General features: G+C 64.6%; 21 protein-coding genes. 12 read left to right on the top strand and 9 right to left on the bottom strand.

Annotated features, from left to right (window positions below):
• Positions 1–12: 12 nt before the first annotated feature.
• The 5 genes from NNX35_RS04405 to NNX35_RS04385 form a co-directional block, all read right to left on the bottom strand.
• Positions 13–1014: an acetamidase/formamidase family protein gene (locus tag NNX35_RS04405; RefSeq protein WP_255867088.1), complete on the bottom strand. Its 1002-nt coding sequence runs from the start codon at positions 1012–1014 to the stop codon at positions 13–15.
• Positions 1015–1157: 143 nt separating this feature from the next.
• On the bottom strand, positions 1158–2147 hold the full coding sequence (locus tag NNX35_RS04400) for a glycosyltransferase family 2 protein (RefSeq protein ID WP_255867087.1): 990 nt from the start codon (positions 2145–2147) through the stop codon (positions 1158–1160).
• A 127-nt stretch (positions 2148–2274) separates the two neighbouring features.
• Positions 2275–3108 (bottom strand): class II fructose-bisphosphate aldolase, encoded by an 834-nt coding sequence (locus NNX35_RS04395; RefSeq protein ID WP_255765301.1) that lies wholly within the window; start codon positions 3106–3108, stop codon positions 2275–2277.
• A gap of 48 nt (positions 3109–3156) precedes the next feature.
• The gene (locus NNX35_RS04390; RefSeq protein WP_255867086.1) at positions 3157–4074 is read right to left on the bottom strand and encodes a PfkB family carbohydrate kinase; all 918 of its coding nucleotides are present in this window, start codon (positions 4072–4074) and stop codon (positions 3157–3159) included.
• 88 nt (positions 4075–4162) lie between these two features.
• Positions 4163–5041 (bottom strand): SIS domain-containing protein, encoded by an 879-nt coding sequence (locus NNX35_RS04385; protein ID WP_255765298.1) that lies wholly within the window; start codon positions 5039–5041, stop codon positions 4163–4165.
• Between the two features lie 138 nt (positions 5042–5179).
• On the opposite strand from NNX35_RS04385, the gene NNX35_RS04380 reads away from it, so the two are divergent.
• The 8 genes from NNX35_RS04380 to nagA all read left to right on the top strand — a co-directional run bounded on the left by NNX35_RS04380 (position 5180) and on the right by nagA (position 14682).
• A complete protein-coding gene (locus NNX35_RS04380; protein WP_255765296.1) occupies positions 5180–5977 on the top strand; it encodes a DeoR/GlpR family DNA-binding transcription regulator in 798 nt (265 codons plus the stop codon).
• A 198-nt stretch (positions 5978–6175) separates the two neighbouring features.
• Positions 6176–7456 carry a Gfo/Idh/MocA family protein gene (locus tag NNX35_RS04375; RefSeq protein WP_255867085.1) on the top strand — a complete coding sequence of 427 codons (1281 nt, stop codon included), beginning with the start codon at positions 6176–6178 and terminating at the stop codon, positions 7454–7456.
• On the top strand, positions 7456–8799 hold the full coding sequence (locus NNX35_RS04370; RefSeq protein WP_255867084.1) for a sugar ABC transporter substrate-binding protein: 1344 nt from the start codon (positions 7456–7458) through the stop codon (positions 8797–8799). Before NNX35_RS04375 ends, NNX35_RS04370 begins: the two co-directional genes overlap by 1 nt.
• Before the next feature lie 4 nt (positions 8800–8803).
• On the top strand, positions 8804–9784 hold the full coding sequence (locus tag NNX35_RS04365; protein ID WP_255867083.1) for a carbohydrate ABC transporter permease: 981 nt from the start codon (positions 8804–8806) through the stop codon (positions 9782–9784).
• The gene (locus tag NNX35_RS04360; RefSeq protein ID WP_255867082.1) at positions 9777–10697 is read left to right on the top strand and encodes a carbohydrate ABC transporter permease; all 921 of its coding nucleotides are present in this window, start codon (positions 9777–9779) and stop codon (positions 10695–10697) included. The genes NNX35_RS04365 and NNX35_RS04360 overlap by 8 nt, the downstream gene beginning before the upstream one ends.
• Before the next feature lie 20 nt (positions 10698–10717).
• Complete coding sequence (locus NNX35_RS04355; protein WP_255867081.1) at positions 10718–12499, top strand: DUF4832 domain-containing protein; 1782 nt, start codon at positions 10718–10720, stop codon at positions 12497–12499.
• 87 nt (positions 12500–12586) lie between these two features.
• Positions 12587–13564 (top strand): ROK family protein, encoded by a 978-nt coding sequence (locus NNX35_RS04350; RefSeq protein WP_255867080.1) that lies wholly within the window; start codon positions 12587–12589, stop codon positions 13562–13564.
• On the top strand, positions 13561–14682 hold the full coding sequence (gene nagA, locus NNX35_RS04345) for an N-acetylglucosamine-6-phosphate deacetylase (RefSeq protein WP_255867079.1): 1122 nt from the start codon (positions 13561–13563) through the stop codon (positions 14680–14682). Before NNX35_RS04350 ends, nagA begins: the two co-directional genes overlap by 4 nt.
• 58 nt (positions 14683–14740) lie before the next feature.
• On the opposite strand, the gene NNX35_RS04340 is transcribed toward nagA, so the two are convergent.
• Positions 14741–15304 (bottom strand): MOSC domain-containing protein, encoded by a 564-nt coding sequence (locus tag NNX35_RS04340; RefSeq protein WP_255867078.1) that lies wholly within the window; start codon positions 15302–15304, stop codon positions 14741–14743.
• A gap of 194 nt (positions 15305–15498) precedes the next feature.
• On the opposite strand from NNX35_RS04340, the gene NNX35_RS04335 reads away from it, so the two are divergent.
• The gene (locus tag NNX35_RS04335) at positions 15499–16545 is read left to right on the top strand and encodes a hypothetical protein (protein ID WP_255867077.1); all 1047 of its coding nucleotides are present in this window, start codon (positions 15499–15501) and stop codon (positions 16543–16545) included.
• 49 nt (positions 16546–16594) lie between these two features.
• On the opposite strand, the gene NNX35_RS04330 is transcribed toward NNX35_RS04335, so the two are convergent.
• The 3 genes from NNX35_RS04330 to NNX35_RS04320 all read right to left on the bottom strand — a co-directional run bounded on the left by NNX35_RS04330 (position 16595) and on the right by NNX35_RS04320 (position 19282).
• Positions 16595–16837 (bottom strand): hypothetical protein, encoded by a 243-nt coding sequence (locus NNX35_RS04330; RefSeq protein WP_255765286.1) that lies wholly within the window; start codon positions 16835–16837, stop codon positions 16595–16597.
• A gap of 188 nt (positions 16838–17025) precedes the next feature.
• Positions 17026–18105 carry an alkene reductase gene (locus tag NNX35_RS04325; RefSeq protein WP_255867076.1) on the bottom strand — a complete coding sequence of 360 codons (1080 nt, stop codon included), beginning with the start codon at positions 18103–18105 and terminating at the stop codon, positions 17026–17028.
• 367 nt (positions 18106–18472) lie between these two features.
• Complete coding sequence (locus tag NNX35_RS04320; protein ID WP_255867075.1) at positions 18473–19282, bottom strand: hypothetical protein; 810 nt, start codon at positions 19280–19282, stop codon at positions 18473–18475.
• A gap of 469 nt (positions 19283–19751) precedes the next feature.
• Here NNX35_RS04320 and NNX35_RS04315 point away from each other — a divergent pair, with 469 nt between their 5' ends.
• From NNX35_RS04315 to NNX35_RS04305, 3 genes are all read left to right on the top strand, one after another.
• The gene (locus tag NNX35_RS04315; RefSeq protein WP_255867074.1) at positions 19752–20057 is read left to right on the top strand and encodes a hypothetical protein; all 306 of its coding nucleotides are present in this window, start codon (positions 19752–19754) and stop codon (positions 20055–20057) included.
• Positions 20058–20534: 477 nt separating this feature from the next.
• On the top strand, positions 20535–21068 hold the full coding sequence (locus NNX35_RS04310; RefSeq protein ID WP_255867073.1) for a hypothetical protein: 534 nt from the start codon (positions 20535–20537) through the stop codon (positions 21066–21068).
• 146 nt (positions 21069–21214) lie between these two features.
• Complete coding sequence (locus NNX35_RS04305) at positions 21215–21829, top strand: hypothetical protein (protein ID WP_255867072.1); 615 nt, start codon at positions 21215–21217, stop codon at positions 21827–21829.
• Positions 21830–22147: the final 318 nt, after the last annotated feature.

Here is a 22147-nt window from a genome sequence, read left to right as displayed (position 1 = left end):
GGTTGTCGGGTCTTAGAGAAGTTCTTCGCTGCGCCGGCGCAGGTCGGCGTGCAGCCCGTCGTAGGCTGCGGCGGACGGGAACAGGGCCTTGCGTGCCTTGACCACCACGGAGTAATTGGCGTCCACGGCGTTGGCGATCGGGGCCTGCGCTGTCTGGGTGAGCAGCTGGTAGGCGTCCATCTGGTGCAGGCCGAAGAGCTCACCGAACCAGCGCACCATCTCCACCTGGCCGATGCGCCAGGAATCCTCCATGGGCCGGGACGAACCGACGGCCATCCACTCGGCATCGGTCTCCAGCCTCGGCCAGGCCGGGGCGCCGCCCTTGATCAGTTCCACCAGGATCGTGGAATGCATGGACCCTTCCACGGCGGTGCCGCAGGCTTCACCTTCGCCCTGGCGGTAGTGCCCGTCGCCGATGGAGAACAGTGCGCCCGGCTGGTTCACCCCGAGGTACACGGTGGTTCCAGCCTTCACCTCCGGGGCGTCCATGTTTCCGCCGAAGCGTTCCGGGACCAGGGAGGAGCGGACCTCCCCGCCGGGAGGAGCCACCCCCACCGTTCCCAGCATGGGTTCCAGCGGCAGGGCGACCTCAAAGTTCCCGAACCGGGCGGAGAAACCGACGGTGGACCGGGCCGAGTCCACGTGGTAGATCCAGGTGGTGTCCGGCAACGGATCCTGCAGGAAAGCGGTCCGGTCGGTGCTGGTGAGCCCGCCGAAGAACGGGATGGTGGCGGAAGCGCCGTAGCTTCGCGCCGGGGTCAGCTCCACGATGTGCAGGGCGAGCGTATCGCCGGGTTCGGCACCCTCGACGTAGAACGGCCCGGTCTGCGGGTTGACGAAGTTGAGGTCGACCTTCTCACTGGACAGGTCCTCGACCGTGGTCAGCGCGTTGTTGAACGCGTCCTCGGACCAGAGCTTCAACGCGGTTCCCGGCCGGACCGTCATCACGGGCTCAGCCCCGCCGAAGGTGTACACCAGCTGGTCCGGACGCGGGCGGTACTCAAGGATTTCCATGGGGCCGGATGCTATCGAAGGATTCCGGTTCTGGATACACGCGGCGTCGGGGTTGCTCCAGGCGGCGGCGCCGGCCCGGTTTTCATCGAAACCGGGCCGGTAGCCGGAGCGCCGGGCGTCTTGCTCTCCGAGGACGTCGTCTCTTACGCCCTTGAGGGCAAACGATCCTTGAGACGGCGGTACCGGCGGCGGATGAGGCTAACGAGGCTTGCGTCGCTGACTGCGGCTTCCAGAAGTCGCGCCCGTTCCTCTGCCCTCTCTGCTTGGGCCTTCAGCTCGTGCAGAAGGCTCTCGGAATAGTTGAGCCGCTGGTGCAGGTGGTGGAAGTGTTCCTCGATCGATCCCTCCAGATGCAGCAACGGGGCGATGCCCTGGCTGCCCGCATATTCCCGGAGGTAACGGTCGCGGACCACCCGGTCGTAGAGCCTATGCGCTTCGTTGCCCGCGAGGACACTGTTCGCGGTCTCGTCTGTGGCCTCCAAACGTTGCCGCCAGAAGGCGAGCGGCTCGCCGTCGATGAACCCGACGGGGTGCACCTGCATGACCCGAAGCAGGAATTCCCAATCCCCGACGGCGGTCAGGTTCTCATCGAAGCCGCCAACCTCCTCGTGGAGTGAGCGCCGGTACAGCAGGGAAATGGGAACGCAGCGGTTGTAGCGCAGGATTTCGCCCAGCAAAAGCGCCGGCACTGCGGGGCCGAACGGTGCACGTCCGGTTTCCGTGATGGTTTCCCCGTCCAGGCGCTCGTAGACGATTTCAGTCCGCACCCCCACCGCGGCGTCGGTGCTGCTGTCCAGGTATTCGACGGTCCGGGCGAGGAAATCCGCGTGCCAGGTGTCATCGTCGTCGTGGATTACCAGATACTGCGACGACGACGCCGCGATCCCGGCGTTCGAAGCGGCTTCCATTCCACGGCTGGTGGCGTGGTGGATGACGGTCACCCGGTCCTCGAGTTTGTCCTTGAAGCCATTCACGAGTTCATCGACCACGGCCGCCCGGCCGCCGTCATTGACGATGACGAGATGCCAATTCTGGAATTTCTGGTCGAGCACATCTCCGATTGCACGCTTCAGCAGAACCGGGCGGTTCTTTGTGCGCATGATGATTGCGACGTCGGCGGTACGCATCTGCATGGTTGCCTCTTTCTTGGAAACAGTTGGCGGGGAGCGGCTATCCTTCTCGCCATTCTTACCCATTTCCGGCGGAGGGCCGAACGCAGCAAACTGCCGTGGTGCCCCTTGCACCGGCCCGGCGGAACGGTCAGGGAGCGAGCAACCGCAGCAGGCGGGCGACTTCGCCGGCCACCGCGTTCCGGGCAGGAGTGATGTACTTGCGGGGATCAACGAGTGCAGCATCGGCATTGAGCGCCTGCCTGGCCGCGGCGGTGAAGAGCCCGTTGAGATGGGTGGAGATGTTGATCTTGGTCATCCCGGCACCGACGGCGCCGATTAACTCCTCATCGCTCAATCCGGAGGAGCCGTGCAGAACAAGGGGGACACCGGCACAGGCAGCCAGTTCTCCTATGAGCTCCCGGTCAACGGTCGCAACCCGGGCGGTCATGGCGTGTGAGGTTCCCACGGCGACGGCGAGGGCATCCACCCCGGTGGCGGCCACAAAGGCGGCCACCTCGTCCGGACGGCTTCGGGCGCCGGGGGCGTGCACGCCGTCCTTTCCGCCGACCTCGCCCAGCTCGGCTTCCACGAAGACCCCATGATCGTGGCAGAACTCAACGACTTTGCGGGTAGTTGCCACGTTCTCCTCATAATCGAGGGTGGAACCGTCAAACATCACGCTCTGCACCCCGAATTCGACGGCGGTGTACACAAGCTGAAGGTCTTCGGCATGGTCGAGGTGCACGATTGCCGGCACGCTTGCCGTGCGCGCAATGGCCAGGCTTGCCGCCATGATGGGTTCAAAGGACCCGTGGTAACTGACCGTGTTTTGGCTGATCTGAAGAATCACCGGCCGGCCCGCCCGCTCAGCTCCGGCCACGATGGCCTCCGCATGCTCAAGCAGCACCACGTTGAAGGCGCCGATTCCCTGGCGGGCCGCGCTGGCGTTGGCCACGAGGTCGAGTTCAGTGGACGAGTTCATGAATACCCCAGGGGTCGATAGTGGGCGGGAGGGTGAATGGCATGGCGCCTAGCGGTGCGCCTCAAGGCGTTCGCTGAGCAGGGTGAGGTGGGCGGGATCAATCGCTCCCGCTGTCGGAGCGAGCACCGCGGCGGCGCCGACGACGGCGGCCCGCCGAAGCGCCTCCGGCAGGGTCGCGCCGCCCACAAGTGCCGCCACGAGGCCGGCGGTCGTTGCGTCTCCGGCCCCGGTCGGATTGCCCGAAACGCCAGGCACGCCCGGCTGGGATTCACGGGTTCCGTCGCTGGAGGCGAGGACGAGGCCTGCCGCGCCCCTCGAGGCGATAACGCTCCCGGCGCCCTGCTCCAGCAACCGGGCAATGCCCGACTCGAGGTCTGCGGATCCCGTGGCCTCGAGCAGCTCTGCCTCGTTGGGCTTCACCAGATGGGCCCCGGCGCCGGCCGCGGCAACCAAAGCCGGTCCCCGGGCATCGACAATGACGAATGCTCCCGCGGTCCGGCCCGCTGCCACCAGCGAGGCGACCTGGCGGGGGGTGGTGCCGGGCGGGAAGGATCCGGCGATGACGAGGAAGCCGCCGGGTTCGCAGTTCTCCGCGGCCGCAGCCAGAAGAAGGTCCCAGCCCTGTGGGCCGAGGGAGCCGCCGGGTTCGGCATAGAGCGTCGGATGCGCCAGGTCGTCTACAACTGCAACCGTCGTGCGGGTCTCATGGGCGGCATCAATGTTCACGGCCGCTACTCCGTCATCGGCGAGCTGCCTGCGGATCGACTCCCCGGCGGCGCCGCCGAGCGGCTGCACGGCCAAGGCATCCACCCCCAACTGCCGGAGCACCTGCACCACGTTGATGCCCTTGCCGCCGGCACGACGCCGAACGCGCAGGACACGCACGGTCTCGCCGAGCACCTGCCGTGCCACGTTGTAGGTGACGTCCACCGCCGGGTGCGGCGTGATCACGACTACGCGCGCCACGGCCCGGCCCCCAGCGCGGACACGACCCCGGACTCCCGCGCCCCGAAGCCGCCGGCCGCCCCGCCGCGCAGGCTGCTTCCCGCCGCGGTCATGTCAGGACAACGGAGCGGGTCAGCGAGCGGGGATGGTCGGGGTCAAGGCCGCGGGACTTCGCCAGGCCCACGGCGAAGCGTTGCGCCACCACCAGCCCGGCCTGCGGGTCCAGATCGTGGTGCAGGAATCTGGCACCCGTCGCGGCAACCTCTTCGGCCAGCCCGGCCGGGGGTTCGCCCAGGCTCCAGACCAGCCGGCCGGGCTCGGCAATCGAGATCGGCCCGTGCCGGTAATCCATGGCCGGATAAGACTCCGCCCAGAACTGCGCGGACTCGCGGGTTTTCAGGGCAGCCTCATACGTGAGGCCGACCGCGAAGCCGCGGCCGACGAACGTGCATTGGCCCGCGGTGAGCAGTTCATCAACCGGAATGCTCAGCGCTGCCTGCACGTCGGTGAGCAGGGGCTCGATGTCTTCGCCGAGATGGACGCGCAGCAGAGTCAGCACCGAGGTGGCGAACCGGGTCTGCACCACGGACTGCTCGTCGGCGAACGGCAGGGCGATAACGGAATCCGCCGCGGCCCCGGCGGGGGAATCGGCCACGGCCGTGATCAGCGTGGTGGGGGTCGACCCCAGTGATTTCAGCAGATCCACGATCTCCGTGGTGGTGCCTGAGCGGGAGATGGCGATTACCCGGTCGTAGTCCCGGCCGGCGGGGTATTCACTTCCGGCATAGGCGTCGGTCACGCCGTGTCCTGCCTTCTCACGCAGCACGGCGTAGGACATGGCCATGAACCAGCTGGTCCCGCATCCGATGACGGCAACCCGCTCGCCGCTGCGGGGAAGCCTCTCGGCGATCTCGGGCACCAACTGGGCAGCGAGCCTCCAGGTGTCGGGTTGGGAGGCAATCTCTGCTTCTACGAAGGTGGCAGGCATGGGCTTCTTTCGGTCACAGGGGGCGCTGAACAAACTAAGATTGGTTTTGATCGATATACCGTTAGTTGAGCAGAATCAATCAGGGTTAGCAAGGTTTTGTGTGAGAAAATGACCAGATAACGAAAGGTTGGCCGTCAGATGACCCAGCAACAGCGCCTGAATGTCGTACTTGATCTCGTGAGCGAACGGGGAAGCGTCTCGATCGCTGAGGTGAGCGAGGCGCTCGGAGTCTCCACTGCCACCGTGCGGCGCGACCTCAATACGCTCGCCGACCAACGCCTGGTGACGCGTACCCACGGCGGTGCGGCAGCACTTGGGTCCGGCTACGAACTGCCCCTGCAGTACAAGATTGCCCGCCAGGCGGACGCCAAGGGCGCGATCGCCAAGGCCGTTGCCGACCTCATCCACCCCGGCGAATCGGTGGGCCTCAACGGCGGCACAACGACCAGTGAGGTGGCCCGGATGCTCGGGCGCAGTGCGCAGCTGCATCCGGTCGGAGATGCTCCGGGCGTCACTATTGTGACCAACGCGCTCAACATCGCCTACGAGATGTCGGTGCGCGAGCACATCAAGATTGTCGTCACGGGCGGGGTGCCGCGGCGCCAGTCCTATGAACTCATCGGGCCCCTCGTGGCCGCGTCATTGCGGGACTTCAGTATCGATACGGCGGTTCTCGGCGTCGACGGGCTCAGTGCCGCCTTCGGGGCGACAACCCTGCATGAGGGCGAGGCGGAGGCAAGCCGGGAAATTGCTGCGGTCTCGCGGAGGGTCGTCATCGCCGCTGACTCGACCAAGCTGGGGCGCAGCACCTTTGCCCGCATCTGCCCGCTCGCGAACATCGACGTCCTGGTCACCGACCAGCCCGTCGCCCCGGACCTTGCTGCGGAGTTTGCGGCGGCCGGGGTGGACGTCATCGTGGCGGCAGCAGTCCGGTAGCGCCGGTACCCTCCCGGGCTCCCGCGGACTCTCCACTCCGGCACGCGGCGGGCGGACAGCGCCAAGAGGCCGGTCGGCGTACCTGGAGGTTGTAGCCTCGGGCGTGGAACGGAGCAGCTGCGCCACTGCGTTTTGTCACAAGATGATCACTTTGGATTAGTTAGTGACAAATTCGTGCACGTGCTGCAAGATGGCGTCATGCACAATGATCCGGAATCCCAGAGCGCCGCCGCCCCAGCCGCAGACGCGGCTCCGCTTCGGGTGGCCGTGATCGGTTTCGGTGCCCGCGCTGCCATTGCCGGGAACGTGTCCCTGGCCCGCCCGGGCGCCCGTGTCGTCGCCGTCGTTGAACCCCATGAAGCCGGCCGTGACCGCGCCAGGCGGACCTACCCCGATGCCGTGCTCCACGCCGAGCTTGACGCCCTGATTCGGGAAGGCGGCATCGACGCCGCGATCGTGACCTCCCCGGACCACACCCACGAAGCCATAGCGGTGAAACTGCTCAAGGCGGGCATCGCTTCCTATCTCGAGAAACCCCTGGCGATCACGCTCGAGGGGGCGGACAGGGTCCTCACCGCAGCAGCCGAATCCGGCACGCTGCTCTACGTGGGCCACAACTTCCGCCATTCCGGTGTGGTCCGGGCGATGCGGGAAATCATCGAGCGGGGTGAAATCGGCGAGGTCAAGGCCGTCTGGGTGCGGCACTTTGTGGGCAACGGCGGCGACTACTACTACAAGGACTGGCACGCTGACCGCTCAAAGACCGGCAGCCTGCTGCTGCAGAAGGCCAGCCACGACATCGATGCGGTGCACTACCTCGCCTCGGGATACACCCGCCGGGTGGTCGCCATGGGGGAGCTGATGGTTTACGGCGGCGTCACCGACCGGCGCACCCGGCACGGCGAAACCATGCCCGACTGGTTCTCCTACGACAACTGGCCGCCCGGCCGGCAGACCGGGCTCAACCCGGTGGTGGACGTGGAGGACCTGTCCATGATGCTGATGACGCTCGATAACGGCGTGATGGCCAGCTACCAGCAGTGCCATTTCACGCCCGACTACTGGCGCAACTACACGGTGATCGGCACGGAAGGCCGGCTCGAGAACGTCGGCGACACCGCCGGCGGCAGTATCAAGATCTGGAACCGGCGCCGTGAATGGCAGGTCGCGGGTGACCTCGAATATCCCATTGACGGCGCAGCCAGCGGCCATGAAGACGCAGACCTGCTCACGATGACTGAATTCTTCGACGCCCTGGTCGACGGCGCCCCCACAGTTGTCAGCCCGCGGGCGGCCCGGGAAGCGGTCGCGGCGGCTTACCTCGCCGCCGAGTCCCTTCGCAACGGGTCGCGGCCCATCGACGTGCCCGCCCTCCCGGCGCATGTCGCCCGGCACTTCCCGCAAACGCCGGCCCCGGTGACCACACCGGCCACAGACTCCATTCACACCGCGCAATCAACCCTTGGAAGGACCTCCTGATGAAAAACCTGTTCCCTTCTGCCGCTTGGCGCTCCGCCCGGCGCACTCCCGTACGCCCGCCCACCCGGCGGGTCGCCGCCGGGGTCGCGCTCGGCGTCGGGCTGGCCATGGTGGCCAGCGGATGCGGTTCGAATGCGGAGTCCGCCGAGCCGGGCGAGTATTCGGCTGCCGACAAAGACCTGACCGCAGAGATCACCTACGGGGTGTGGGACAAGAACCAGGTGGCGGCGATCGAAGAGAACATCACCGCGTTCAACGAGGAGTACCCGAACATTGACGTCTCGGTCAATGTCACGCCCTATGCCGAATACTGGACCAAGCTGCAAACGCAGGCCTCCAGCGATACCCTTCCTGATCTCTTCTGGATCAACGGCCCGAACATCGGTCTTTACGCCTCGAACGACAAGCTTGAGCCGATTACCGGCGCCGTTGACGCGGGCGATATCGATCCGGCCAACTATCCGGAAGCACTTGTTGACCTCTACACCATCGACGACGTCCGGTACGGAGTGCCCAAGGACTTCGACACCATCGGCATCTGGGCCAACAAAGCCCTCTTCGAGAAGGCCGGCGTGCCGCTGCCCACCGGGGACTGGACCTGGGAAGAGTTCCAGAAGACGGCTGCCGACATCTCCGCGGCGCTGGCAGCCGACGGCTCATACGGCGGCGCCGGCGGAATGGACGGCCAGACCACGTACTACAACACCATCTTCCAGGCCGGCGGCACCGTGATCGAAGACGGCACATCGGGCTACTCCTCACCGGAGACGCAGGCGGGGATCCAGTTCTGGACGGACCTGATCGCCAACAACGGTTCGCCGTCCATCCAGCAGCTCACGGACACGACGGCGGACCAGTGGTTCACCTCGGGCAAGCTCGCCATGTACTGGGGCGGCAGCTGGTTCCGCTCGGCGCTGACCGATACGGAACTTGAAAGCGACGTCGTGGTGCTGCCGCTGCCGCAGGGCGAGGAACAAGCCACCGTGATCCACGGCGTGGCGAACGTTGTCTCGGCAACCTCGAAGGAGAAGCAGGCGGCGCAGGCCCTGCAGGCCTTCCTGGCCAGCAAGGAGGCGCAGCAGCAACAGGGCGACGCCGGAGCGGTCATCCCCGCCTTCGAAGGAACCCAGAGCGCATTCACCGGTTCCATGCCCGAGGCCAATCTCCAGGTATTCCTTGACGCACTCGACTACGCCCAGCCCCTGCCGGTAAGCAAAAACTCCGCCGTGTGGAACGCCTTTGAGACCGACTTGCTGCCGCAGGGGTTCTCCGGGGAGAAGCCGGTGAAGGACACAGCGGATGAGCTGGCAAGCAAGATGAACGCTGCGCTCGCCGAAGAATGATGCCATGACGACAACTGACCGCCGTGCAGGCCGCCCCGCGCCGTCCCAGGAGGACGGCGCGGGGCCGGCCCGCCCGGCCCCGCTGCCCGGACCGGCAGGGAAGCGCAGGCGCCCCGGCAGGGACGGACTGTGGCCGTGGTTCTTTATTGCGCCGCTGGTGCTCGGCATCGCCGTGTTCTACCTGTGGCCGATTGTCCAGACCGTCGCCATGTCCTTCACGGAGACAGGGCCGTTCGGCGGGTCGACCTTTGCGGGCCTGCAGAATTACACCGAGCTGCTGGCCGACCCGCAGCTGTACCGGTCGCTGGGCAACACGCTGCTGTACACCGGCATTGTGATGCTGGGGATACCCATCGCGGTCTACCTGGCGAGCCTGCTGAACCTTCCGGGCCTGCGCTTCGCCTCGGTCTACCGGGTACTTTTCTTCCTCCCGTACGTCGCCATGCCGACGGCGGTCGCCATGGTCTGGCGGCTCATTTTCAACGGCGATTTCGGGCTGGTGAACTACGGCCTGGGGTTCCTGGGCATTGACGGGCCCTACTGGATCAGCACGCCGGTGTTCGCAATGGTGGCGGTGGCGATTGTGGGCCTGTGGTCCTCGCTCGGATTCAGCCTGATTGTGCTGGCTGCAGGGCTCAAGAACATTCCGCCGGAGCTCTATGAAGCCGCCGAGCTCGACGGTGCAACCCGCTGGGGACAGTTCAAGTCCATCACCGTTCCGCTGCTTTCACCCAGCGTCTTCTTCGTCACGATCGTTACGGTCATCTCCAGCTTCCAGCTCTTCGACCTGCTCTACGCGATCCTGGGCAGCAGCAACCCCGTTCTGCCCAAGAGCATGTCCCTCGTCTACTTCTTCTACCGAGAAGGATTCGTCAACAACGACAAGGGGTTCGCGGCCGCGATCGCCATGGTGATCCTCCTGATCATCGGCTTCGTCACCCTGCTGCAGTTCCGGTTCCAGAAGAAGTGGGTGCAGAGTGACTGACAGGTTAATGCCCGTGCGGATGCCCGATGCGGTGCCGGAGACGGCGTCGAAATCGCTGCAGCGGAAGTCCCGCGCCCGGGCGAGGGCACGGGCCCGACGGCGGGGCGGCTCCCACGCCGTGGCGCACATTGTGCTGGGACTGGGCGCACTGGTCATGGCCTTCCCCTTCATGTGGCAGATCATCATGTCGCTGTCCACCAACGCCGAGGTACAAAGCGTTACGCCGGTGTTCTGGCCGGCGGAGCTGCAGTGGTCGAACTATGCGGAGGTCTTCGAGCGGCTGCCCTTCCTGGGCCAGCTGCAGAACTCCGTGGTGATTACGGTGATCCGCACCCTGGCACAGATCCTCTTCTGCACGCTGGCCGGCTATGCCTTTGCCCGGATGCGTTTCCGCGGCCGGTCTGTCCTGCTCGCCCTGGTGCTGTCGATCCTGATGGTCCCGTCGCAGGTTTACCTCCTGTCCCAGTACCAGATTGTGCAGGGCCTCGGGCTGCTGGACAGTGTGGGCGGCCTTGTCCTGCCCGGCCTTTTCAGCGCTTTCGGGACCTACCTGATGCGCACGGCCTTCCTGAGCATGCCCGCGGAGTTGGAGGAAGCCGCGCGGCTGGACGGCGCGAATCCGTTCCAGATTTTCTGGCGGGTCATGTTGCCGCTGGCGCGGCCCACCATGAGCGTCTTGGCCATCACCACAGTGCTGTGGTCATGGAACGAGTTGCTCTGGCCGCTGGTGGTCACCACCTTCAGCGACCGGATGCCGTTGTCTGCCGGGCTGGCAACCCTGATTGGCGACCGTACTACGGACTACCCCGTGGTGATGGCCGCGAGCCTGCTGGCCATGGCGCCGGTGCTTCTCTTGTTCATCTTGTTGCAGCGCCGGGTTATTGACGGCCTCGCCTCAAGCGGCCTGAAGTAATCCTCGACATCTGGAGAATCATGAAAAAACCTACGCTGGCGGTTCTTCTGGCTGCCGCTGTCGCCCTTGCCGGGCCGGCGGCAGCAGCCGTCGCCCTTGACCCCGCACCCGCCGCCCCCTCCGTCTACGTGCCGGGCGATACAGCCGCCACGGTGGCCTACGAACCCAGCAACGAGGTGATCGCCAACCCCCAGCGAGGGTTCTACCACCACACCGAGACCCACTACCGCGCGGACGGTTCGGGCTACGTCCCGCTCGATGCAGCGGCCCTGGCGGCACTCCGGCCGCAGGGCATAACGCAGATCCTGCGGGTCTTTTACCTGGAGAAGTTCGCAGCGGACCCGGTCCTCGATGAGGAGTTCCTGGCGCTGGTCCAGGCCGACTACGACACGGCACGTGAAGCCGGAGTGTCGGTGATTACGCGGTTCGCCTATGTCCAGGGCGGTGCCTGGCCCTACGTGCCGCCTTACGGAGACGCACCCCTGGACGTGGTGCTTGCGCATATCAACCAGCTTGGACCGGTGCTGCGCGCGAACTCCGACGTGATTCCAGTAGTGCAGAACGGGCTGATCGGGTTGTGGGGCGAGGGCTACTACACGGATCACTTCGTGGCAGACCCGGCGAATCCCGGCGTCGTGACCCTGGAGGACTGGGCCAAGCGCTCGGCCGTCACCCAGGCCCTGCTCGATGAGCTGCCCGCAGACCGCGGTGTTCAGGTGCGCACGATGGCCTCGAAGCAGCAGATGCTCGGCGTGCCGGCCGCGGCGTCGAGTGCAGTCACGGCCGCGGAGGCGTACACGGATACCGTCATAGCGCGCACCGGACACCACAACGACTGCCTGCTCGCCGCCCCGGACGACTGGGGCACCTTCCTTTCGGACCCGATCACCCTGGACCAGGAGTACCTGGCCGCTGACAGCCTCTACGTTCCGGTGGGCGGCGAAACCTGCAACGTGAACCCGCCCCGGTCGGAATGGGAAAGCGCCTCGGCCGAACTGGCCCGCTATCACTACAGCTATCTCAACACCGACTACAACCGGGACGTGCTGAATTCCTGGGGCGAGGCAGGGCTTGCCGAGACGGCGAAGAGGCTGGGCTACCGGTTTGTTATGGAGTCCTCCTCCGTTGCACCGGCGGATGACTCCGCTGTGTCCACTGCAGCGGCGGATGACTCCGCTGTGTCCACTGCAGCGGCGGATGAGTCCGTGGTGGTTTCCGTTGACGTACGCAATGACGGGTGGGCGGCTCCCTATACGCCGCGCACGGCCCTGCTGGTGCTGACCGGCAGCGATGGTTCCACAGCTTCGGTGCCGTTCACGTCCAACGCCGATCTCCGCCGCTGGCTCCCGGGAACAACCAACACGTTGGCCACCACGCTGAGCCTGTCCGATCCGGCGCTCTCTTCCCTGGCCGAAGGCAGCTATCAGCTCGCGGTTGCCTTCCCGTCATCCGATCCGGGTACCGCAGCCGATGCCCGGTTCGCCGTGCAGGCCGCCAATATCGGCACCTGGAATGCGTCCGAGGGCACGAACCTGTTGGGACAGACCGTAATGATCGGCTCCCGGGCCGCGGTGCCCGGGCCGGTGACTCCTGAGCCGTCGACGGCGCCGGTTGTGCCGCCGGTTGCGCCGCCGGTAGCGACTACGCCAGCCCCGCCCGCCCCGCAGGTGGATGTCCTTGCCAACACCGGCGGCGGACTGGGGCCTGTCTCCGCTCTCGCGCTGGGCGGTTCAGCCCTGCTGGCCATCCTCGTCGGCGGTGCCTTCCTGGTCTATCGGCGGCAGCTGGAGCGGCGCACCTGACGCCCGGGAATACCCGGATCCCTGCAGCTGCCGGGGGATCATTGGCCCGTTGGGTCATCACAACGCCGCTACGACGAGGAAACCAGCATGTCCCTACCAGCCATATCGCTCGGTGCCGGATCTTCAACGGTCCTGGCCTTCGACGTCGGCGGAACCTACATCAAGGCAGGAGTGGTCGGACCCTCGGGCCGGCTGCAGGCGTTCTGCCGTGTTCCGACTCCCCTCGACAAGGCCAGGCCCGCAGAGGCAGTGCTGGACCGGATCGCGGCGCTTGCCCGCGACTTTAGGAGCGAGCTGCCCGAAAGCCGGATCGAGGCCGCGGGAGTGATCGTGCCCGGGATTGTTGACCCGGGCACGGGAACCGCTGTCTATTCCGCCAACCTCGGCTGGCGGAACTATCCCTTTGCGGAGGAAGCGGAACGAAGGCTGGGAATCCCCGTGGCGTTTGGACACGACGTCGCTGCCGCCGGAGACGCGGAAGTGCGGTTGGGCGGGGCGAAGGACTTCCGGGATGTCCTGGTCATCGTCATCGGAACCGGGATCGCCGCCGCCGTTTTCTGCGAGGGCAAACGGGTCACGGCCGGGGGGTATGCCGGCGAAATCGGGCAGGCCCTTGTCCCGGCCGGTTCGCTGACCGGTACTGCCACGCTGGAATCCGTGGCGTCCGCCGCGGCCATCGCCCGGAGGTATGCGGCACAGGCGGGGCACCAGATGGACGGCGCCCGGGAGGTGGCAGACCGCGCTCTTCAGGGGGATGCGGTGGCGCGGCGGGTCTGGGGCGACGCCGTGGACGCCCTCGCCTTCAGCATCGCCCAGTGCGCCAACATTCTTGGGACGGAAGCCTTCATCATCGGCGGCGGGTTGTCCCAGGCCGGTGATGCCCTCCTGGTTCCCCTGCGCGAGCGCCTGGACCGGCTGCTGGGATCTGCCCGGCGTCCGCACCTCCTGTGCGCCCGGCTGGGCCAGGACGCCGGCTTCATCGGAGCCGCCCTGAACGCGCGGGAGCTGCTGCTGAACCGGCCTGCCCGTCTGGCACCGGAATCCGCACCGTCAGGAACCGCATGATCGTCGAAGCCGCAGCAGTGCTCACCCCCGAGGGCATGCAGGAGCCGGGCTGGGTCGAAGTGGACGGCGAGGACATTACCAGCGCCGGCCCCGGCAGCCCTCTCCGCCGGGCTGACTACAGTCTTGACGCCACGGTGGTTCCCGGATTCATCGATGCGCACGTCCATGGCGGCGGCGGGTACTCCTTCAGCGACCCGGAGGCCAACGCTGCCGATCGTATTGCCGCCGTCCATCTGGCACACGGCACCACCACCATGATGGCCAGCCTCGTGACCCGCCCCCATAACGAACTCGTGGCCAGTGTTCGCGGCCTTGCAGGAAAGGTGCGGGACGGCGTCGTCGTTGGTATTCATCTGGAAGGCCCTTGGCTGAGTCCTGACCACCGGGGTGCGCACGCGCCCGAATTCCTGCAGGAACTGCGGATGCCGGAGTTGCTGGAACTCCTCGAGGCCGGGGCGGGGACCATCCGGATGGTCACCCTGGCGCCGGAGTTGGACGGCAGCCGCGAAGCCATTGCGGCAATCACCGCGCGTGGAGCAAAAGCGGCCGTCGGCCATACCGGTGCCACGTATGCCCAAACCCTGGCGGCCATCGAGGCCGGTGCCCGCATTGGCACGCACTTGTTCAACGGCATGCGTCCGGTGCATCACCGCGAACCTGGACCTGCTATTGCGCTATTGGAAAACAGTGCGGTCTTCGCCGAAGTCATAGCTGACGGCGTGCACCTGCACCCGGCGGCTGTCCGTACGGTGTTCAACAGCCCGTGCCGCACGGTCCTGGTCACCGATGCCATGGCCGCCGCCTGCGCCCCGGACGGCCGCTATGCCCTGGGCGGTGTCGCGGTGGATGTGCGTCAAGGGCAGGCGCGGGCCGTTGAGGGCGGAAGCATTGCCGGCAGCACACTGACTCTCGACGCCGCCCTGCGGTACACCGTGAAGACGGTGGGCATACCGCTGCCCATGGCCGTCGAAGCACTCACCGGGAGCCCGGCCGCGATGCTTGGCCTCAGCAACGTCGGCCGAATCGAAGCGGGCCGGCGCGCTGATCTGGTTGCCCTGGACGGCGACCTGGCGGTGAAGGCCGTTATGCGCGCGGGCCAGTGGGTTAGCGGCCCTTGAATGGATGGGCCCGGACGCTGCCTTGGCGGCCGCCGTGCCCACCTTCAACGCAGGAGTTTCAGACGCACTTGAGCCGGCGATGCGGCCCGGCCGGAACCTTCACGCGGATTTCGTCGTGGACGCTCACCAGCCCGCCTGCCAGCACGATGCCCATGATTCCCGTCTTCCGCACGACTTTCCCCGCGCTGTCGCGGGGCAGCACTGCTTTGAGCAGTCCGGTTTGGAAGCGGTCAATCTGCCGGCAGGGATTCCGCAGGCCGGTTACCTGAACGACGGCGGCGGGTCCTATGCGTAGGAGGGTTCCCTCGGGCAGGTGCAGGAGGTCGATGCCGCGGGTGGTGATGTTTTCCCCGAGGTCGCCGGGACGTACCTCGAAGCCGTCCTGCGCCAGTTCGTCGAACAGCTCCGCATGGATCAGATGCACCTGCCGGAGGTTGGGCTGTGTCGGATTGGACCGCATTTTGTACAGATGCTGCACGGTGGTGCCGGAATGCGCATCTCCGTCAACGCCCAGCCCTTCCACCAGCAGAACCGAGTCCACCTGGTCCTTGCTGAAGTTGTGCCTGCTGCTTTGACTGACCGAGACCACTGTCGATCCTTGGGGATTCCATCTGACAGTCATTGACGGATCATTTCATATCCCGCCACGGCCCACGGGAAGGGTCCCGGGGCACGCCAACCGTGACGGGAAGTCGGTTTTCCCAACTCGAGCTAGACCGTGTACCTCCCGGAATTGGGTGCGCACCGGCCCAAGAGGACACGAACAGGTAATGATTTGGGGGGCCGGTATGGACTTACACGTTTTGGGAACACAGGATGAAGACAGTACAAACACCCACGTCAGAAATCATTCTTGGGGATGAAATGAGCCGCGTAATGCAGTCGAATACTGTTCAGCGAGGTGCTGCTACCCGCCCTGTGAAGCAGCACCCCAGCACAACCCTGTGGTCCATCCTGACTATTGAGCCTGAGCGTAAGAATGTCGGCGACGACATTATCCGCCATGTTGTTGCCCCTTTGCCTTCCCAACTGCGGGCCGGGGAGGGGAGCCGGTTTCGGTTGTCACGCAGCCCGGAATCCGACCGTCACGCCGTGCTCCTGCATTTGCTTGCCACCGACGACGTCGCTAAGCGCCTATGGAAGTTTACGCACGCGCTGGCGGACGAAAACGCTGCCACACTGGGCCCCGTGAGGATCTCCCACTCGCCGGGGCTCGTTTATCCGCCGCTGCCGGGCGAACCGGTACCTGAGGTGGTGGAAGCGGCATTTGCACGGTTCGGGGGGCCAAAGGGCTTGGACCTGGCAACTGAGATTGGCGAGGTCTCCCTGGATCTGACTTTGTGGGCGGTCAACCGCTTTCCCAGCCTCAACACGCGCTCGATGCTGGCTGCCCTGCTTCTCTTCGACGCCGGCCACGCCATGATGCGGGGCCCCCGGTCCGCTGTTTGGCCCGACCGCAGAACCACTAGCTGGGACTTCTACTGGAACGCTCATCTGCACGCCTGTACAGGTTCTTTTGGCCCGCACGCTGCGCAAGCGCGCAGGGCAATGAGGACCCGGATTGCACCCCGGGTTATGCCCGCGCATCGGGTGATGGCAGCTCTTGCCTCAGAGCCGGCAGTGGATATCTGGCGGAAGCGGTGGGCAAGGGCCATGGATGAGTATTTGTACCGGGCAGACAAACAACGCGTCAGCCGCAGTGCCCAGCAACTGGCAACGGGGGCTAGCCAGCACGCACTCAACGGGCTGGGCTTCCCGCTCAGGGAGCAGGCGGCCCTTGGCCTATACGCGCGTGCGTGGAGTAAGGAAATTGAAGCGCAGTATTCCGGTGAGGAGCGCGCGTCGCAGCCGTCAAAACGGTAAGAAACAACTGCGCAGGCGGTACCGGTCAATGGCCACGGAACACTTCGTTCTACATCGGTTCTCCCAAGGATCTGGGGTGCGGGTCCGGGTTTTTCCACCCGCCCCGGTGCGTCATGGACGGTTCGACTGGTTCCGGTGCCCGCCGCACGACAATAAGGATCGTGGCAATGGGCCCTAACAGGAGCGATAACAGGAACCAGATCCAGCGGGAGCGATTCTTCTGCTCGGCAAGGCCGGCATTTATCAGCGCCACCATGAACCAAAATGTGCCGGTAGTTACGTAATCGTCCATTGACCCACCTAACCACAAGCCGCAATACACCGAAGCGCGGACAGGCCGTTGGCAGCCGTGCATGAACGAGCACCCTGTCCCATGGGCGCCGCCCATGACCGACGCGAAACTGGATCCCGATCATCGGCTGACAATGCGACGGCAGGCCTCCCGCATCTCTTGCGTAAGGCCTGCCGTCGTCGTTCAGGTTAGGAAACCGGAGCCAGCTCCGGGTAGTCCGTGTAGCCGGCGGCACCGTCGGTGTAGACGGTGGCCTGATCGATCTCGTTCAGCGGGTGGTCTTCCTGCCAGCGGCGGGCCAGGTCCGGGTTGGCGATCACGGGACGGCCGACGACGGCGGCGTCGGCCAGGTTCTCCTCGAGCAGCATGATGGCGTCCTCGCGGCTGGTGACCGTGCCGAAGCCGGTGTTCATCAGCACCGGGCCGCCGAAGCGGTGGCGCAGGCCCTGGACCATGCTGTCCGCCGGATCCGCGTGCAGGATGCTCAGGTAGGCCGGCTTCAGATCGGCGATGCCGTCCACTAGGGCGGTGTAGGTGGCGGTGACATCGGCACGGTCGGTTTCCAGCACGCCCTGGATGTTGTGCTCCGGGGAGATGCGGATGCCGGTGTACTCGGCGCCGACGGCCTCGGCCACGGCACGGAAGGCCTCGATGACCAGACGGGCCCGGTTCTCCGGCGATCCGCCGTAGGAATCGGTGCGGGTGTTGGAGACGGGGGAGAGGAATTCCTGCAGTAGGTACCCGTTGGCACCGTGCAGCTCGACGCCGTCGAACCCTGCCTTCATTGCGTTCTGCGCGGCGGAGACGAAGTCCTGCACGATGCCGGGAAGTTCGGCTTCGGTGAGGGCGTGCGGCACCGGGAAGGGCTGCTTGCCGTCGTAGGTGTGCGCCATGCCTTCAACCGCGATGGCACTGGGGGCGACGACGGGGCGGCCGCCGTTGATGTTCTCGTGCGCGACGCGTCCGGAGTGCATCAGCTGGGCGACGATCCGGCCGCCGGCCTCGTGCACGGCGTCGGTGACGCGCTTCCAGCCGGCGACGTGCTCCTCGGTGACCAGGCCGGGCATCAGGGCGTTGCCCTGGCCGGTGAAGGAGGGGTAGATGCCGTCAGTGATGATCAGGCCCATGGAGGCGCGCTGGCGGTAGTGCTCGACCATGATGTCGGTGGGGACGCCGTTGCGGTCGGCGCGCACGCGGGACATCGGTGCCATGACGAGGCGGTTGGGCAGTTCCATCATGCCGACAGTGAGGGGGGTAAAGAGTTTCAAGTGGGGGTTCCTTTTGTTGCTTGGCTGAGGGCGGAGGTGTCCTGGGCGGAAGTATGTCTACTGAGCGACAACTGAACGATAGGCTTCCAATATTCCGCAGGCGGACCAAGTCACACCGGGACCGTGCAGTGGAGCCGTCCGCAACGAGGCTCAACTCGATAAAGTGTTCTGTCCTTCACCAAGGAATACGGGGCTATCCGGTCCGCCACCGCCCACCTCACGAAGACGGCACCTTTGCACGCGCTCTACGGCGACCGACGGACCCTCGCTGTGGAGTACAGGATGCTAACAAGGCACCTTGGTCCATCCACGCGAAGGACCCTTACCTCCTTGTAAAGTTTGGCTCTGACGGACCCATCTTGCAGCGCTAGGCCGGCAGGCTCCTGTGGGAGTCCCACATCCGCAGCGCCTCACTTGTCATCAGTGTGGCGGCGCTGACCGATGTGACAAATTCAGGAAGGCTGGCGCTCATGCGCCGGACCTCTCCTCCCCCTGGAAGCGGTTCGCGATCCGTAGAGCGGACGTGCATAGGCCACGCCCTGGCATGAGCAGCCGCACTTGCCAGTCTCCACTCGTGGGTGAAGCCTAAGCGCAGCCAATGGTCCATCTCGATCTCACCGGCTAGGTGCTCGGCGGCCTCTTTCATCATGGTTGTTGCCTGTAACGTGCCGGCATAGGGGTTGCCGCGGCGGATTTCGGAGAGCGAGTCCAGTGCCGTCGTTAGTCTCTCAGCCAGTTCTTTGAGCTGCGGCACCATGTGTGGAGCGCTGGTTTCGATGAAGGCATCGTTTGCGTAGTCGTTGATGTAGGACCGATGGTTCTTGTGTTCATCCGCTGCCACGCTAAGGGCGCGAAAGCGTCGTTCGTTCTGGGTCCCGCTGAGGACCCACACGGTCTGCGATGCAGCCAGCAGAGCTGCCCGTGTCACGGTGAACAGTGAGGACGGGCGCAAGGTGAGATCGCGGGAAAGATCGGCAATGAGGGCCAAATGGTCTATGGAAGCAACCAGTCCGTAAGATGCGGCTGAACGGACAGGAGTGCCGGGCAGGCCATCATCATCCTGATGGAGAAGACTTCCGTCTTCCACCTCATCTATGCCCGGCGTAAGTGTCTCCCAACGGCGGGCTGCCTCAACGCATTTCTCGAGACGCTGGATCCAGATTCCCTCTTCAGTCATCCCATAACCCTATGGGCTTGTCCTTGCCGTACTGACTCGCACGAGAACCCGTCCCAGACGCCCAAGGCGCCGACTCGATCGAAGGCATTAGGACGTATGAAGGGCGGCGAGACGCTGGAAAGTCCTCAACATCCCCTACATTCCGCGCACATTGAGCCGTAATTGCTCACAAAAAAACACCACCGCGCAGTAATGATTCGCGGTGGTGTATAATAGGACATGCGGCATTTTTTGTCTCTGGGTTGCCCCCCGGAGTAGTCGCATATCCATATAACAACTACAACGTCGACACCCTGATAGGAGGACCCGACGCGCAGATGGAAACTGTAACAAGTTCTAACACTACACGCCGCCGAGGTTTTTGGCCACTATTTTGTGACCCATCTCATGGTCCTAGGTGCCGGTTCGTCACTTCGACGCATCAGCCCGCTCGCCTGTCCTGTTGTCATCCAGGCGAGATAGGACCGAAATGGCCGAAGAAATCACGATCTCAGGTGGCTTCCACCTAGGCATAGGCATCAAGAAGAAAAACCTTAAACGCAAGCCCAAGAAGCGTCCCAGCTCCAGAAGGGGCTGGCGAAGGGCAGGGCGGCGCTTTAAGGAGGCCTTCATGCATGAAGTCAACACGATCGCCCCGAAGGCTGGAACGATGCTCTGCCGATATCTTTATAGGCAACTTTCCAGAGCCTTCAAATGGATCCTTAAAGCCACACTTTGCTGGCTTGTCTGGTGGGTGATACTGGCACTCGGTTTACCCGAAGGGTTCCAGCCATAAGGACTACTGATGCAGGCTGTGCTGTTCCCCGCGCTTCGAGGGAACAGCACAGCCTAGGGGTTTGGCGGCATTCTTGCTTCAGGCGTAGTTCAGCGTTCCCTGGCCGCGAAGTACGCGTGCGGGATTTATCTGCGGCGGCAATGCAGACGTCGGTAAACGACCCATTGCGACACCACTCCCCGAAGCGAAGCGGGGACGTACGGCACACTGGTCGCGAAGCAGGTTCTAAACCTTATGACACCAGCTGCTCGCGCAGAACGGTTATGACCCTATCTGGGACTCCTGACGAGGCACGCTTCAACGAGATCGCAGGCTCGTCCTCTGCGAACTACCCGCAGTGGTGCCAGGTGGTGCGGCCGTTCGTCGTTTGCGCTGCTATCGGCGCATCTAGTCAGTGCAGGAGAGCGGCCCCGGCTGGGCGCGATCTGCCCCCGGCCAACATTCTGTCTGTGCTGTTTCGGGCATTACAGTCACTTCATGAGTGAACTCGATATATGGGGAGCCGTTGTTCCGGCTTGGCTCGGGGGTATAGGCGGTATCGCTGCGGCGGTGGTCAGCACCATAGCCCTCATCAAGTCCCTAAAGACGCAGGGTGGTGTAGAGACTCTGAAAGGTGCGGCTAACGGGGTGGCTGAAGGATCCATGATGCAGTCTGTCGCAGTCTCGTCCAATGTGTCGAACGCAGGGGTCTTACCGGATGTGCCGCTAGCCGCGCCGCCCGGACAAAGCCCTGTGAGTTGGACGAGTTGGCACGAGGCAAAAAACAGATACCGCCTCCGGAACGACTCGACGCAAAATGGCGCCGCCGCAACGTTGACTGGCTTCCAGGATGTGACGCCCGGTGGTGACGGCGCAGCGACGTACAGTGGTCCCCTGCCCGTGGAACTCGCGGCAGGAGAATCAGTTCCTTTCACCATAGACAAGTCTTTGGTTAGTCCGAGTGTCACCGCGATTGCTCTGACCTGGACGGACTGCGATGATGCCGAGCACCACCGGACCCTCTACATATAAAGACCAGGACGGTGTCGTCTTAATCGCTTCCGACCTGCGGCCATAAGCCTTGTCCGGCAGTCTCCACTGGATGAAGCGAGCTCAAATAGATCCCCTGCGGCGTCGGCGCAGGGTGTAGGCTCGTGCGCGAGCTTATTGGAGGGGCAATGAATAGCGACAAGTCGGAGTTCCAGGAAGTGCTGGTCGACGTTCCGAAGTACGACAAGAACAGAAAGCCCATCCGACCTGAGTCGTTTAGCTCGGGGGGCGCCAGGAATGCTGACGGCACGCTCATCGCTCAATACAGCAATCCGAGGGTTCCGAAGCTGGCCAACGAGCCTGCATCCGACGAGCGGACGAGCTGCGAGGACGACGTGCGGCGCAGGCGCGCAGAAGTGGCCGAAGAGCGTCGCCGCGAGGAGGACTTCGAACACTTCCTAGTTCTCATGGACAAGTACCTGATTCCGTTCACGAAAAATTATCTCCTTCCGGCGGCGGCGAAGTTGTGGGAGACCAAGGGCAGGCCTTTGTGGGACACCAAGGTACTGCCAGGAGGTAAACGGCTCGCGCAGCAATTGTTCCGCCCAAATTTGAGCGAGCCAGAGGGCACAACCGCGAACGTAGGTACTCCTGGGTCGGCGGCCGAGACCACCAAGCCGCTCGCGGCCCAGCACAGTACGGACGACGCAGTTGAAACATCCCGGGTCCAAGAGGCAGTTGAAGACACCGCCGTCGCTGACGTGATCCAGATAGACAAATATCAGGACCGTCGAAGCGCCTAAGGAATCAGCGGTGTCTGACGTTTTGAGGATTTGGGCAGACGTGCACCCTCCGACCGGTCAGGAACACCCCACAGCGCTATTCAATGAAGGTGACTCTGACTGGCCCGGCTCGCGGACTTAGTCTCTCGTATCCCCTGGGTTGTGAAGACGCAGCGAACGAGACAACTGCAATGACGCAGCCTTTCAGGCACTGAGCGTCCTGCAATTATGTATCGGAAATTCTCATCGAGCCTTTGACGCCATTCTTGGATGCGATACACCTTTGGGTCATCCCGGTGACAGGCGTTGGATTGTGTCTAGCCGCTCCTTGAGATGAGC

Origin of the sequence: Arthrobacter sp. zg-Y844, from assembly GCF_024385465.1 — a bacterium.
Classification (GTDB): Bacteria; Actinomycetota; Actinomycetes; order Actinomycetales; family Micrococcaceae; genus Arthrobacter_B.
This window is presented reverse-complemented; position numbering and strand designations above follow the sequence as displayed.

What these genes read in the sequence shown, in the direction of transcription:
- NNX35_RS04305 (WP_255867072.1), top strand. Translation starts at nt 21,215, where the DNA reads ATGAATAGCGACAAGTCGGAGTTCCAGGAAGTGCTGGTCGACGTTCCG.
- NNX35_RS04335 (WP_255867077.1), top strand. Translation starts at nt 15,499, where the DNA reads ATGAAGACAGTACAAACACCCACGTCAGAAATCATTCTTGGGGATGAA.
- NNX35_RS04365 (WP_255867083.1), top strand. Translation starts at nt 8,804, where the DNA reads ATGACGACAACTGACCGCCGTGCAGGCCGCCCCGCGCCGTCCCAGGAG.
- NNX35_RS04310 (WP_255867073.1), top strand. Translation starts at nt 20,535, where the DNA reads ATGAGTGAACTCGATATATGGGGAGCCGTTGTTCCGGCTTGGCTCGGG.
- NNX35_RS04395 (WP_255765301.1), bottom strand. Translation starts at nt 3,108, where the DNA reads ATGAACTCGTCCACTGAACTCGACCTCGTGGCCAACGCCAGCGCGGCC.
- NNX35_RS04370 (WP_255867084.1), top strand. Translation starts at nt 7,456, where the DNA reads ATGAAAAACCTGTTCCCTTCTGCCGCTTGGCGCTCCGCCCGGCGCACT.
- NNX35_RS04385 (WP_255765298.1), bottom strand. Translation starts at nt 5,041, where the DNA reads ATGCCTGCCACCTTCGTAGAAGCAGAGATTGCCTCCCAACCCGACACC.
- NNX35_RS04400 (WP_255867087.1), bottom strand. Translation starts at nt 2,147, where the DNA reads ATGCAGATGCGTACCGCCGACGTCGCAATCATCATGCGCACAAAGAAC.
- NNX35_RS04315 (WP_255867074.1), top strand. Translation starts at nt 19,752, where the DNA reads ATGGCCGAAGAAATCACGATCTCAGGTGGCTTCCACCTAGGCATAGGC.
- NNX35_RS04320 (WP_255867075.1), bottom strand. Translation starts at nt 19,282, where the DNA reads ATGACTGAAGAGGGAATCTGGATCCAGCGTCTCGAGAAATGCGTTGAG.
- nagA (WP_255867079.1), top strand. Translation starts at nt 13,561, where the DNA reads ATGATCGTCGAAGCCGCAGCAGTGCTCACCCCCGAGGGCATGCAGGAG.
- NNX35_RS04380 (WP_255765296.1), top strand. Translation starts at nt 5,180, where the DNA reads ATGACCCAGCAACAGCGCCTGAATGTCGTACTTGATCTCGTGAGCGAA.
- NNX35_RS04355 (WP_255867081.1), top strand. Translation starts at nt 10,718, where the DNA reads ATGAAAAAACCTACGCTGGCGGTTCTTCTGGCTGCCGCTGTCGCCCTT.
- NNX35_RS04330 (WP_255765286.1), bottom strand. Translation starts at nt 16,837, where the DNA reads ATGGACGATTACGTAACTACCGGCACATTTTGGTTCATGGTGGCGCTG.
- NNX35_RS04375 (WP_255867085.1), top strand. Translation starts at nt 6,176, where the DNA reads ATGCACAATGATCCGGAATCCCAGAGCGCCGCCGCCCCAGCCGCAGAC.
- NNX35_RS04350 (WP_255867080.1), top strand. Translation starts at nt 12,587, where the DNA reads ATGTCCCTACCAGCCATATCGCTCGGTGCCGGATCTTCAACGGTCCTG.
- NNX35_RS04405 (WP_255867088.1), bottom strand. Translation starts at nt 1,014, where the DNA reads ATGGAAATCCTTGAGTACCGCCCGCGTCCGGACCAGCTGGTGTACACC.
- NNX35_RS04340 (WP_255867078.1), bottom strand. Translation starts at nt 15,304, where the DNA reads ATGACTGTCAGATGGAATCCCCAAGGATCGACAGTGGTCTCGGTCAGT.